Source organism: Neorhizobium sp. SOG26, assembly GCF_003491345.1.
Lineage (GTDB): Bacteria > Pseudomonadota > Alphaproteobacteria > Rhizobiales > Rhizobiaceae > Neorhizobium > Neorhizobium turbinariae.
Window position 1 is genome coordinate 2067534 of record NZ_CP025512.1, and the last position, 12592, is coordinate 2080125.

At 61.8% G+C, this 12592-nt stretch carries 13 protein-coding genes; 4 read left to right on the forward strand and 9 right to left on the reverse strand.

Annotation, left to right across the window (positions count from 1 at the left end):
• Window positions 1-233 precede the first annotated feature (233 nt).
• On the forward strand, window positions 234-1136 hold the full coding sequence (rpoH, locus tag CYG48_RS10300) for an RNA polymerase sigma factor RpoH (RefSeq protein WP_118850293.1): 903 nt from the start codon (window positions 234-236) through the stop codon (window positions 1134-1136).
• 101 nt (window positions 1137-1237) lie between these two features.
• Here the strand turns inward: rpoH and CYG48_RS10305 are convergent, their stop codons facing one another.
• Together CYG48_RS10305 and CYG48_RS10310 are read right to left on the reverse strand one after the other, a co-directional pair.
• On the reverse strand, window positions 1238-3895 hold the full coding sequence (locus CYG48_RS10305) for a hypothetical protein (RefSeq protein WP_118850294.1): 2658 nt from the start codon (window positions 3893-3895) through the stop codon (window positions 1238-1240).
• Window positions 3896-3953: 58 nt separating this feature from the next.
• Window positions 3954-5252 carry an adenylosuccinate synthase gene (locus tag CYG48_RS10310; RefSeq protein ID WP_118850295.1) on the reverse strand — a complete coding sequence of 433 codons (1299 nt, stop codon included), beginning with the start codon at window positions 5250-5252 and terminating at the stop codon, window positions 3954-3956.
• A 284-nt stretch (window positions 5253-5536) separates the two neighbouring features.
• On the opposite strand from CYG48_RS10310, the gene CYG48_RS10315 reads away from it, so the two are divergent.
• On the forward strand, window positions 5537-6424 hold the full coding sequence (locus CYG48_RS10315; RefSeq protein ID WP_118850296.1) for a DMT family transporter: 888 nt from the start codon (window positions 5537-5539) through the stop codon (window positions 6422-6424).
• Window positions 6425-6503: 79 nt separating this feature from the next.
• Here CYG48_RS10315 and CYG48_RS10320 read toward each other — a convergent pair whose 3' ends face one another.
• Window positions 6504-7046 (reverse strand): transglutaminase-like cysteine peptidase, encoded by a 543-nt coding sequence (locus CYG48_RS10320; protein ID WP_118850297.1) that lies wholly within the window; start codon window positions 7044-7046, stop codon window positions 6504-6506.
• Window positions 7047-7298: 252 nt separating this feature from the next.
• Between CYG48_RS10320 and CYG48_RS10325 the strand changes: the two genes are divergently transcribed.
• Complete coding sequence (locus CYG48_RS10325) at window positions 7299-7874, forward strand: transglycosylase SLT domain-containing protein (RefSeq protein ID WP_118850298.1); 576 nt, start codon at window positions 7299-7301, stop codon at window positions 7872-7874.
• Between the two features lie 22 nt (window positions 7875-7896).
• Here CYG48_RS10325 and CYG48_RS10330 read toward each other — a convergent pair whose 3' ends face one another.
• The 5 genes from CYG48_RS10330 to galE all read right to left on the reverse strand — a co-directional run bounded on the left by CYG48_RS10330 (window position 7897) and on the right by galE (window position 11748).
• Window positions 7897-8511 (reverse strand): alpha/beta hydrolase, encoded by a 615-nt coding sequence (locus tag CYG48_RS10330; RefSeq protein WP_118850299.1) that lies wholly within the window; start codon window positions 8509-8511, stop codon window positions 7897-7899.
• 61 nt (window positions 8512-8572) lie between these two features.
• Window positions 8573-9502 (reverse strand): VOC family protein, encoded by a 930-nt coding sequence (locus CYG48_RS10335; RefSeq protein ID WP_118850300.1) that lies wholly within the window; start codon window positions 9500-9502, stop codon window positions 8573-8575.
• A gap of 144 nt (window positions 9503-9646) precedes the next feature.
• Window positions 9647-10339 carry a uracil-DNA glycosylase gene (ung, locus tag CYG48_RS10340; RefSeq protein WP_118850301.1) on the reverse strand — a complete coding sequence of 231 codons (693 nt, stop codon included), beginning with the start codon at window positions 10337-10339 and terminating at the stop codon, window positions 9647-9649.
• Between the two features lie 12 nt (window positions 10340-10351).
• Window positions 10352-10747 (reverse strand): VOC family protein, encoded by a 396-nt coding sequence (locus CYG48_RS10345; protein ID WP_118850302.1) that lies wholly within the window; start codon window positions 10745-10747, stop codon window positions 10352-10354.
• A gap of 11 nt (window positions 10748-10758) precedes the next feature.
• The gene (galE, locus tag CYG48_RS10350) at window positions 10759-11748 is read right to left on the reverse strand and encodes a UDP-glucose 4-epimerase GalE (RefSeq protein WP_118850303.1); all 990 of its coding nucleotides are present in this window, start codon (window positions 11746-11748) and stop codon (window positions 10759-10761) included.
• 186 nt (window positions 11749-11934) lie between these two features.
• Between galE and CYG48_RS10355 the strand changes: the two genes are divergently transcribed.
• On the forward strand, window positions 11935-12291 hold the full coding sequence (locus tag CYG48_RS10355; RefSeq protein WP_118850304.1) for a YbaN family protein: 357 nt from the start codon (window positions 11935-11937) through the stop codon (window positions 12289-12291).
• Window positions 12292-12335: 44 nt separating this feature from the next.
• Here CYG48_RS10355 and CYG48_RS10360 read toward each other — a convergent pair whose 3' ends face one another.
• Window positions 12336-12566 (reverse strand): hypothetical protein, encoded by a 231-nt coding sequence (locus tag CYG48_RS10360; protein ID WP_118850305.1) that lies wholly within the window; start codon window positions 12564-12566, stop codon window positions 12336-12338.
• Window positions 12567-12592: the final 26 nt, after the last annotated feature.

A 12592-nucleotide genomic window follows, 5' to 3' on the forward strand; every position in this document is an offset into this window, starting at 1 on the left:
CCTCTCGCCCGTGGTGCCATCGCGGACATCTGCCGCGCGACTTCCCGTTCGACCAGCATTAACAAAACGTAATGATATAACGCTCCCGTGATCTCTTGAATCACCGTTCTGCCGCACTTATTTGTTACACGGGTTGGTGCGGGGTCGGAACAGATCCGCGCCACATCGGTTCGCCTTCAAGTGCATGACTATCGTTCCAGAGGGAGCCGACAACGATCGGAAAGGGGTGCTTTATGGCCCGAAATACTTTGCCTTCCATCACTGCCGGTGAAGCCGGCCTCAACCGCTACCTGGATGAAATTCGCAAGTTCCCGATGCTTGAGCCGCAGCAGGAATACATGCTCGCCAAGCGTTATGCCGAACACGGGGATCGTGACGCGGCCCATAAGCTCGTGACGAGCCACCTGCGGCTCGTCGCCAAGATCGCCATGGGTTACCGCGGCTACGGCCTGCCGATCGGCGAAGTCGTATCCGAGGGGAATGTTGGCCTCATGCAGGCCGTCAAGAAGTTTGACCCGGAACGCGGCTTCCGCCTGGCGACCTATGCCATGTGGTGGATCAAGGCCTCGATCCAGGAATATATCCTGCGCTCGTGGTCTCTCGTGAAGATGGGTACGACTGCCAACCAGAAGCGGTTGTTCTTCAACCTGCGTCGGTTGAAGGGCAAGATCCAGGCGATCGAGGAAGGCGACCTGAAGCCTGACCAGGTTTCCGAAATCGCCACCAAGCTCAACGTGTCCGAAGAGGAAGTGGTTTCCATGAACCGCCGCCTGTCCGGCGACGCCTCGCTCAATGCCCCGATCCGGGCAACGGAAGGCGAGTCGGGACAGTGGCAGGACTGGCTGGTCGATGACCACGACAGCCAGGAAGAAGTCCTGATCGAACAGGACGAGTTGGAGACCCGTCGCCGGATGCTGTCGAAGGCGCTGAGCGTGCTCAATGATCGTGAACGTCGCATCTTCGAGGCTCGTCGCCTCGCAGAGGATCCGATCACGCTCGAGGAACTGTCGGCGGAGTTCGACATCAGCCGCGAGCGCGTGCGCCAGATCGAGGTCCGCGCCTTTGAAAAGGTGCAGGACGCCGTGCAGAAAGAGGCGCTGGCCCAGGCCAACGCCCTTCGCGTCGTTGACGCCTGATCTTACGGTCAGAGTAACACGTACGAAAAGGGGCTGCCTCAGGCAGCCCCTTTTCTTTTGTCCAGTCGAGGGTGTCCTTCAGGCGAAGGACACAACTCTTCTTACTGGCCGCTGGCGGGCGCCATGGCGCTCCATTCCTTGATCGCGTCCGCAAAGATCCGTTCGCCGTCGGCACCCTTCTGGAGCGTCAGCAGCGCACGGCGGCCATTGCGATAGGCAAGCGGGATATCGATCCAGTTGCGCGAGCGCAAAAGCTCCAGGTTGGTGTTGCGCGCGTCCGGGAAGTCGTTGAGCGCGATCATGTGGAAGTCGTCGGTGATCTTGGCCGGAACCGCGATCAGCGCGTTGCCCCGATCCTGCTCCGTCGACTTCATCGCGATCCGCTGGACGCTTTCGATCGCGCCACCCTCGAAATCCGCCGGGACGGCGAAGACGATCTCGACCAGGTGGCTCGCGGGCAGCGATGGATCGGTGTTGCGCTTGAAGGTCAGCAGAGCGGTAAGGCCACGGCCGGGGATGTTGAGGCGTCCCTGGACGACCGGCTCCTGGCGACCATTCTCGCCCGGCTCACGCTGCAGTGACCACGATACAGCGCCTTCGATCGCCGTCGGCGCCGTCTGGCCGATCCGCTCCTCATAGAGGAACATCTTTTCGCCAGCGAGCGCCGGTGCATCGGACGGCGTTGCCGCCGGGGTCTCATCGGCAGGCGCTGCATCCGTCGCCGAAGGCGGCGTCTGCGCGGGTTGGGCCGGGGGTGCATTCAACTGGGCAACAGACTGCCCTTCGGCATTCTGCGCCAACCCGCCGGTGCCACCGGGGCCTGCATCCATTTCGCTGCCGTCTGCCATGAGACGCTGCGTGAACTTCTCGCCCGCGACGGAACCGTCAGCCGCACCGGCTGTCGACGGCGTTGCGGCACTGGCGTTGCTGTCGGCAGGCGTTGCCGGCTGCTGCGCCGCTGGTGCTGCGGCCGTCTCGTTGGCAGGTGGCGTCGTCTGCGCTGCCTCAGGTGCCGGATCGGCCGCCGGTGTTTCAGGCGCGGATGGCGTCTGCTCGGCGGTCTGCGTGGCGACCTGGCCTGGAGGCACCAGTCCCTCGACCAGATCATTGAGCGAGTCGCGGTTCATCCAGATCGCATAACCGCCACCGGCCACGAGAAGCAGACCAACGAGGCCCAGCAGCATGCCGGCATAGTTGCGCTTGCGCACGGGCGTAACGCGATAAGGCTTGGCCGGTGCTGCCAGCAGTTCGTCGGCATCGACGTCGCCGTGCAGCGTGCCGCGCGAGGCATTCGCCTGGTCCGGCTGGTGACCGGAAAAGCCGATCAGTTCCTCCAGGTCGCCCCAAGGGTCACTTGCCTCGGTCTTCGGCTTGGTATCGCCCTTGGCCGGTTCGCCTTCCGCCGCCTTCGGTTGCGGGTCGAAGAATTCCGCGAACGGGTCGTCGTTGGCCGGGGTGGCAGCGGTTGCGCCAGCAACACCGGCAGCCGCTGCCGCAGGGGCCGCAGCAGACAGTTCAGGGAAATCGGAAACCGGCGGCATACGCACAGATTCCGCCTGCACGTTCATTTCCGGGTCAAAGTGTGCCTCGGCGGTCGCGCCATGCGCGCCCTGATGCACGGGCTCCGTCGGACCGGCTGGAACAAGCTCCGGGACCTCGTCCCAGGCAGCCGCGACATCGGTGCCGGACTTGGCTTCGTGCGCCGGTGCTGCGGCGGGCGCCTGCGCTTCCCAGCCCCATTCATCAACGGCGGGCGCACTGGCAGCCGGTGCAACGACCGGAAGCTCGGAAGCGTCATTATCCCAGGGAGCGGCAGCCTGCCCGGCGGGCGCCGGCTCGTGTTCGGGCTCGGCCGGATGATGGAAGCCGTGACCCCGCTCAGCCGCACCAGTCTCAACCTGCTCCGGCTCAAGCCACGGATCGGCGACAGGATCGGATTGCACCGGCTCCGGCTGGTTCCAGGCCTCGGCGGCAGCTTCGGGCGCGCGCTCCGATTCCGCATAAGGCACTTCTTCCGGCTCGGCCGCGCGCTCTTCATAAGGCGCGACATGCTCCGGTGCCTCGTCGTAAGACGGTTCAACAGCCGGCGAAACCGGCTGCACATCATGGTAATCCTCAGGGGCAGATGCTGCGGCGGGCGCCGCCTCTTCCGGCGGAAGATCGTCGCGCCAGTCGCCATACTGCTGGGCCGGCTCTTCCGTGGCGGGCTCAGATGCCGGCTCCGCCGCCTCGTAATGCTGAGGTTCCTCGTAAGCATGAGGCGCTGCCGGTTCCGCGGCAGCGACCTCTTCTTCGGGATGATGCTGCGGTTCGGGTTCAGCCACTACGGAAATCGATTCTGCAGGATCGGCCTCGGCCGATGCAGGCTCTTCCGCATGATAAACCGGCGCTTCATCCCGCACCGGCTCAACGGGCTCTTCTGCGGAAACCGGCGTTGCTGCTTCAGGCGCAGGTGCTTCTGCCACTACCGGCGCTGCCGATGGCACGTCATCATCGAAGGGGTCGCGCGAGGGATCGACAACGGCGAGATCCTCTTCCGCCGGCAATGCCTCCGCATGTTCGCTTTCGACGCTGAGGATCGCGGCTTCAAGCTTTTCCATCTGCCGGCGAAGCATGTCTTCCGGCGGGCGCGGCTTCATGTTCTCGAGTTGCCGCTGAACGGCGCCACGAGCCTTGTCATAGACCTTCGCGCGCATCTCCGGCGTGTTGTTCGCCAGACCGTCAACGGCGCGGCGGATAACCGCAACAAAATCAGCCATCAGCACTTTCTCATGATGGCCGGCAATTTGCCGGCCGATGGGTAATCAATCGTGAACCTTAATCTTCAAATGGATCGGTCACAAGTATGGTATCGTCCCGCTCAGGGCTTGTGGAAAGTAGGGCGACCGGTGCGCCAATCAATTCCTCGACCTGGCGGACATACTTGATTGCCTGGGCCGGCAGATCCGCCCAGGAGCGGGCGCCGACGGTGGATTCCTTCCAGCCTTCGAGCGTCACGTAGATCGGCTCGGCACGTGCCTGCGCACCCTGGCTTGCCGGCAGGTGGTCGATCCGCTCGCCGTCCAGCATGTAGCCGACGCAGATCTTCAGTTCTTCCAGTCCGTCGAGCACGTCGAGCTTGGTCAGCGCAATGCCGGTGATGCCGTTGGTGGCAACCGACTGGCGCACGAGTGCTGCATCAAACCAGCCGCAGCGACGCTTGCGGCCCGTGACGGTGCCGAATTCATGGCCCTTTTCGCCCAGGAACTGGCCGATTTCGTCCGTCAGCTCGGTCGGGAACGGGCCTTCGCCAACGCGGGTCGTATAGGCCTTGGTGATGCCGAGGATGTAGCCCAGCGCGCCAGGGCCCATGCCGGAGCCGGCAGCTGCCTGGCCGGCCACGGTGTTGGACGAGGTGACGAAGGGATAGGTCCCATGGTCGATGTCGAGCAGCGAACCCTGCGCACCTTCAAACAGGATGCGCGCACCCTTGCGGCGTTCCTTGTCGAGGAGTTCCCATACGGTTTCGCGGAACGGAAGCACCCGGTCGGCGATCGAGGTCAGTTCCTGCATGATGGTTTCATGCGAGACTTCCGGCGCACCAAGGCCACGGCGCAGTGCGTTGTGGTGGGTGAGGATGCGGTCAACCTTGCCGGCCAGCGTATCCATGTCGGCGAGATCCATCACGCGAATCGCGCGGCGGCCGACCTTGTCTTCATAAGCAGGGCCGATGCCACGGCGGGTGGTGCCGATCTTCGTGCCGCTGTTGGAGGCAGCATCTTCGCGCATGCCGTCGAGTTCGCGGTGGAGCGAAAGGATAAGCGTCGCATTGTCGGCAACCCGCAGGTTCTCAGGCGTTACCTTGACGCCCTGCTTTCCAAGCTTTTCGATTTCGGCCAGCAGTGCATGCGGGTCGAGAACCACGCCATTGCCGATGACGGCGATCTTGCCCGGGCGAACGATGCCCGACGGCAACAGTGAAAGCTTGTAGCTGATACCGTCGATAACGAGCGTATGGCCCGCGTTATGACCACCCTGGAAGCGCACCACAACATCGGCGCGCTCGGAAAGCCAGTCGACAATCTTGCCCTTGCCTTCGTCACCCCATTGTGAACCCACGACCACTACGTTCGTCATCTTCAAATCCTGCGTTCCGGGCCATACGGCCACGCGACCAAACGCACACCAGCCACAGTCGATCTTGATCTGGGGTCGGTATGCCACTCCGATATTTCTCGGTGCCGCCGAAGAACCAGAGCCTCAACGTCACTACAAACGCGCGCATCTATATCGCCTCGATCAAAGGAAAGCGACCCGTTTGTGCTGTTCCACTGGTTTTTGCGTGACAAAGGCGTCAGCCAGAGGCTATTGCCGCCCAAAACTACAACCGCGGCGTCACGGCCCGCGCGGAGATTCTTAAAGTGCATCAGAAAGCATACCTTGCCCTTGCCATCGCAACTTTGTGCTGGGGAGGCAATGCCGTTGCCGGCAAGCTGGCCGTTGGCCATGTCAGCCCGATGCTGCTGACCTTCTTGCGCTGGCTCGTCGCAGTCATCGTCATCTTCGCGATTTCGCTGCCGCAGATCCGCAAGGACTGGCCGGTCGTCAAGAAGAACCTGCCGGTGCTGATCTTCCTCGGCTTCTCGGGTTATGTCGTGTTCAACGCGGCACAATACACCGCGGTCAACTATACCACCGCAATCAACGTATCGGTCGAGCAGGTGCTGATCCCGATGCTGATCTTCGTCCTGAACTTCCTGCTGTTTCGCATGAAGGTTAGTTGGGCACAGATCTTCGGCTTCACCCTCACCTTCATCGGTGGCCTGATCACCGCCGTTCATGGTGACTTCAGCACGCTGATGACGCTTTCCGTCAATATCGGCGATGCCATCATGATGATCGCGATCGTCGGTTACGCCTTCTATACCGTGGCGCTGCGCTGGCGCCCGCTCATCAACTGGCGCACGATGATGGCGATCCCCGCCCTCGTGGCGCTGATGTTCTCGGTACCGCTCGTGTTTTGGGAACATGCCACCGACAGCCTGATCTGGCCGGACCAGCGGGGCTGGGTGATCGTGCTCTACACGGCACTGTTTGCCTCGCTTGTCGCGCAGGTGCTTTACATCGTCGGTGTGGAAAGGATCGGCGCCAATCGCGCTGGCCTCTTCATCAACCTTGTACCGGTGTTCGGCACGCTGTTGTCGGTCGCGATCCTGGGCGAAGACCTGCAGCTTTTCCACGTCGTGGCGCTGGTTCTCGCACTCGGCGGCATCGCGATCGCAGAGCGCGGCAAGCTTTCTGCAAAATAAAAAGCCCGCCTTCATCCAATGAAGGCGGGAAAAGCCTGCCGATGGCGACAGGACCTGGCGTCGGGCAGTCGCGCAGGAATTAGATGTCGAAATAGATGCTCGGGCTCGCCTTGGTGGCTTCGATCACCGGAGCGGAGGTGGGGAACGCCAGGGTGGATGCCTCGCCGCCGAGCACCACGTCGCCGCGATCCGTGGTGACAACCAGCACGCGCTCGATGCTGCCTTCCGCCGTGATCGAATAGTCGATGCGCATCGCCTTTTCCGACCAGCCGAGCGCCACGAGGTGATCGCGCTTCAGGTCGGCGCAGTCGATGCAGGAAGACGCACCAAGCTTCAGCTCGCTGCCGCCGAGGAAGCTGTCGAGGTATCCGTCGACTTCGCCGATCGCCGTCTCGATCGCCATGTTGGCGTTCAGAAGCTCGCGACGCTTCGTGAAGGTCAGCGTCACGGTTTCCTTTTCTGTGGAGCGTCCTTCAAAGCTCGGCATGTCCGCAGCGGCGAGTTCAATCGCGCTGCTGGAGGCGAGGCCCCGGGTGAAGCCGCCGATGCCGAATGCACTGGCTTCCTTGGAATAGATGAGGGCCGTCAGGACGACCGCTGAAAGTACGAGCTTCTTGATCATAACACTGCACCCTGTTTCAAATTGGACGACTTGATCGCCGTCTCGCTTCTTGATGAGACAGTTCTACGCAAAAGCGTTTTCAGTGCGCTTAAGCCGATTGCTGCAATTTTAGCGAAATCGCGCTTTTTCCCTTTTCGGCACAAACCGGCTGGGGCGGGCACGCGGTATGCTGCCCAGGCCCACGTCCGCGATCTCTAAACTTTTCCTTAAATTTTACCGGTTATTAATCTCTGGAACACGAGAGACCGAGCGATGCGTATTGCGTTTTTCATCGCCCTTGTGGCAGTCACCCTCACCGCCTGTGCCTCCGCGCCGAGCCGTATCAACAACGCCTGCGCGATCTTTGAGCAGCGAGGCGGGCTCTTCAACAATTGGGCACGGGATGCCAAGCGCGTGGAGCGCGAATACGGCGTGCCGGTACCGGTGCTGATGGCGACCATCTATGTCGAGTCGGGCTTCCAGCCCTATGCCAAGCCGAAGCGCAAATACATCCTCGGCATCATTCCCTGGGGACGCATCTCGACGGCCTATGGTTATGCGCAGGCGCTAGACGGCACCTGGAAAACCTACCAGAAGGACACCGGCCGCTGGAGCGCAAGCCGCAGCAATTTCGGCGACGCCATCCACTTCGTCGGCTGGTATCATAACCGCAGCAGCAGGGTAAACGGCATCGCGCCGACGGACAGCTACAACCTCTACCTCGCCTATTACGCGGGTCATAACGGTTACAAGCGCGGCCAGTTCACCTCGGCCATCCGTGGCGCGGCCCAGAGATCGGCCAGCATGGCGTCGCGTTACGAGGCTCAGCTCAGAGGCTGCGGATACTGACCCGCAGCCCGCCTTTCATGGTTCAGGCGCCGTAGGGCGCCAGGAACTTCTTGATGGCCTCGATCTCGTTCGGGCGGATCTCATGTCCGCCAGCGTGCCATTCGAGCGTCACTGTATCGCCCTGCCGCTTGAAGTAGTCGGACAGTTGCTCCGTCAGCTCGACCGGGCAGATCGGGTCGTGCTCGCCGGCCGTAATCAGCACATGCGCGTTCTCATCCACGGCCCGATCCTTCGGCGAAAACGGGATCAGCGGATGCATCAGCACGCCGGCTTCAAACAGGCCCGGCTTTTCGATCATGATGTTGGCGAGGATGTTGGCGCCATTCGAAAAGCCAAGGCCGATCACCGTCGATGATTCATGCCGCTTGCGGTTGGCCTCCACAAAGTCGCTCATCCGCTCGGTGGCACGCTGCAGGTCGTCGCAGTCATAAACGCCTTCCGCCTTGCGCCGGAAAAAGCGTGCGGCACCATGTTCGGAAACATCGCCACGCGGTGAAACCACCGTGGCAGTCGGAAGCAGCCTGCCGCCGAAGTCGAAAAACTGGTTTTCGTCCCCTCCGGTGCCGTGGAACACAAAAAGGATGGGGGCGCCGGGCGCACCGGGCCGCACCCGGTGCACATAGCTATCGTAACTCATGGTTATTCTCCTGATGATCCGGAAGGAACAGCCGCTCCTTCCGGTTTTGTCTTCATCTGGTTCAAGCGAGCGGTTCGAGGTGTTGCTCGAGCGTTGCGCGAAGATGCGCGTGCTGCTTCGGAAGCTTCAGCGCTTCGCCGAGGTGAGCGGTATCCTCGTCGCGGTCGAAGCCCGGTTCGTTGGTGGCGATCTCGAACAGGACGCCCCCGGGCGTGCGAAAATAGATCGCCCAGAAGTAGTCGCGGTCGATCACCGGCGTGACCTGGTACCCCGTATCCATCAGCGCCTTGCGCACTTCGAGCTGCTTTTCGCGGTTCTCGACTGCGAAAGCGATGTGATGAACCGAGCCGGCTCCAAGCCGCGCGCTGTTGATGTTCGGCATAGTTTCCACGTCGATGAAGTCCGCGCCATTGCCGCCCGGGATACCGAAGCGGATCACGCCGTCCTTCGCGTCGACCTGTTCGTAGCCCATGAACTTCAGGAGTTCGGAGGTCGCGCCATCGTCGCGCAGACGCATGGAGGCGGAATGGAAGCCACGGATCGCTTCGTCCGCACCGACACCATTGCCGGTCCAGGGAGCGCGGTTATCGTCCTTCACTTCCACGAGTGCAAAACCATCGCCATCGGGTCCTGCAAAATTCAGGCGCTTTTCGCCGAAGGCTTCATCGGCCTTCAACCCCTCGGCGCCGGCCTTAGCCAGCCGGTCGCTCCAGTAGCCGAGCGAACCTTGCGGAACGGAGAAGACAGTCGTGCCCACTTCACCGGTGCCGGGACGGCCCTGGGCAATATGGGGATACGGAAAATACGTCATCACCGAGCCGGGCGTGCCGACTTCGTCGCCGTAATAGAGGTGGTAGACATCCGGCGCGTCGAAGTTGACGGTCTTCTTGACCCTGCGCAGGCCGAGCGTATCGGTGAAGAACCTGTTGTTGGTGCTGGCGCTTGCAGCCATCGACGTGACGTGGTGCAGGCCCTTGATCTGGGTGAGCATTTCAAACCCCTTTCTGGCCCAACTCCCAATAGGTGAGCCAATGTTCTAGGGCATATTTGGTCCATGCCGTGCCGCTTGGATAGACGACGGCATCCGAACGCATCGTTCACTCGGCGTTGACGAAACTCATGACGTGTTCAACAACTACACGCTGTCAGGCAGCTTCCAGTCGACAGGGTCCTTGCCGATCGAGCTCAGATAGGTGTTGGTCTTGGAGAACGGGCGGGAACCCAGGAAGCCATTGTGCGCCGATAGCGGCGACGGGTGGGCGGATTTCAGCACAAGATGCCGCTCGCTATCCACGAAGGCCGCCTTCTTCTGGGCATAGGAGCCCCAGAGGATAAAGACGATCCCGTCGCATTCGTCATTGACGGTGCGGATCACGGCATCGGTGAAACGCTCCCAGCCCTTGCCCTGATGGGCGGCGGCGCGGCCTTCCTCCACGGTGAGCACGCTGTTGAGCAGGAGAACCCCCTGCTCTGCCCAGTGCTCAAGGAATCCGTGTCTGGCTGGAGGGATGCCGAGGTCGGCCTCCATCTCCTTGTAGATGTTGACCAGCGACGGCGGAATGCGCACGCCCGGCTGCACGGAAAAGCACAGGCCATGCGCTTGCCCCTGCCCGTGGTATGGGTCCTGCCCGAGGATCACCACCTTCACCTCGTCGAGCGGCGTCAGGTCGAGCGCCCGGAAATATTCCGCGCCCTTCGGGAAGATGCGCTTGCCTGCCTGCTTTTCGGCCAGCAGGAATTGCTTCAGCTGCGCCATGTAGGGCTCGCCGAACTCCTTCTCGAGCGCCTGCTTCCAGCTTTCCTCGAGCTTCACCCCATCGCCACCCATCGGTCGCTCCTCTTACTGGAAGCGGCCGCCGCGCTGGATCACTTCCGTCTTGTAGCCATCCGGATCCGTCACGAAGAAGAACTTGGCAAATGGCTTGCCCTCATGCGGCATTTCCACCAGTTTGCCAACGGTCAGCCCCAACTCCGTGAAGCGCTTGTGTTCGGCCTCGACATCATCAACCGTCACGGCAAGGTGGCCGTAGCCGTCACCGAGGTTGTAGGCTTCCGTACGCCCGGCATTGACCGTCAGTTCCAGTTCAAAGCCCGTTTCCGGGTTGGACATGTAGATGAGCGTGAAGCCATCGAAGGGCACACGGTCCGCAACCTTGAGGCCGAACGCCTTCTCGTAGAAGTCGACCGACCGAGCCTCTTCGAGCACGCGGATCATCGAATGGACCATCTTTGCCATGGTGTATTTCCTTACTGCAGTACGTGATTTGAACGGGAATGCCAGTCCCAGGCCGAACGGATGATGTCATGCAGCGTGTACTGCGGCTGCCAGCCGAGCACGGCCCTGGCCTTGTCATTGTTCGCGACCAGCGAGGTGGAGTCTCCTTCCCGCCGCCCGACATATTCCACCGGGAATGGCTTGCCGGAGACTTCCGAAATGGCGGCCAGCAGTTCCTTCACCGTGGTGCCGGTGCCGGTGCCGAGATTGAGCTCGACCGTGTCGCCGCCCGCCAGCAGGTAATCGACGGCGCGCACATGGGCGTCGGCAAGGTCGAGAACGTGGATATAGTCGCGCACGCAGGTGCCATCGCGCGTGTCATAGTCGTCGCCGAACACCTTGAAGCCCTGGCGCCGGCCAAGCGCCGCCTCGATGGCGAGCGGAATGGCATGTGTTTCCGGCGTATGCCATTCGCCGATCCGGCCTTCGAAGTCGGCGCCGGCCGCGTTGAAGTAACGGAGCATCACCGACTTCAGATCCTTGTAGGTGCCGTAGTCCTTGAGCGCCTGCTCGATGATGAACTTGGTGCGGCCATAGGGGTTGATCGGCTCCTGCTTGTGCGTCTCGTCCATCGGCACGCGATCCGGCAGCCCGTAGGTCGCGCAGGTGGAGGAGAAGACAAAAGCCTTCACGCCGGAATCGATCGCCGCCGACAGAAGCGTCAGGGCGCCGATGACATTGTTGTCGTAGAAGCCGACTGGGTTCTTGACCGATTCCCCGACCTCGATCAGCGCTGCGAAATGCAGCACCGCGTCCGGCTTGTGCTTGGCGAAGACCTCGTCGAGACGTGCCCGGTCCCGGATGTCGCCTTCTTCCAGTTCGCCCCAGCGAACAAATTCGGCATGGCCATTGGAGAGGTTGTCGAAGACCACCGGCTCATATCCGCGCTCCGCCAGCACCAGGCATGTATGCGAGCCGATATAACCGGCCCCGCCAACGACAAGCACCTTCTTCTTCGACATCACCGCTCCTGCTTTTGGGATTTGCCGGCAATATACCCGCCGACAGGCAAATGGAAAGGGTGCCTTTCCGGCAACCGCCCCGCGCACCAGATAAGGGCGGTGCGTCAGGTCCCAAGTTGAATCAATACATGAAGACGGGGCGCTTCAACTTGTTTATCCTGATGAAGATTTTCCCATAGGTCTTTCATGCGACTCATATTTTTGTGTCTAGGCTGGCTGTTCGTAGCGCTCGGCGTCATCGGCGCTTTCCTGCCGGTCATGCCGACAACACCCTTCCTGCTGCTCGCGGTTGCGTGTTTCGCGCGCTCCTCGCCGAAGCTCGAAGCCTGGCTGATGAACCACCCGACCTTCGGCCCGCCGCTGCGCGACTGGCGCGAACGTGGCGCCATTTCACCACGGGCAAAGATCACCGCCGTGTCGCTGATGGCAGTGAGCTATGCGATTTTCTGGTTCGGCACCGCGCCGCCACCCGGGCGCGCCCTGCTTGTCGCCGCGCTGATGATCGCACCTGCGGCGTTCATGCTGACCCGGCCTAACGCCTGATCCTGCACTGATGGTGGCGGCTCAAGAGCTGTCCGCCCCCCTCCTTAGATGGCCGGAACCCACTTCCAGAACACGCCTTCCATCCGCTCCGGATAATATTTAAACTCGCATTCCAGCCGCTTGCCATAAGCTTCGGCGGCTTCGAGCGCTTCCTTGCTCACCGGGTTCATTCCCGTGCCTGGCGCAAACCAGTCTTCGAGAAGATCTTCCGGCACATAAACGCCTGTCCTCAGCGGCATGGCCTTGAGCGTCTCGTCAAGCTCGTGTGGCGGCATGGTGCAATCTCCCTCCTATTTGCCCG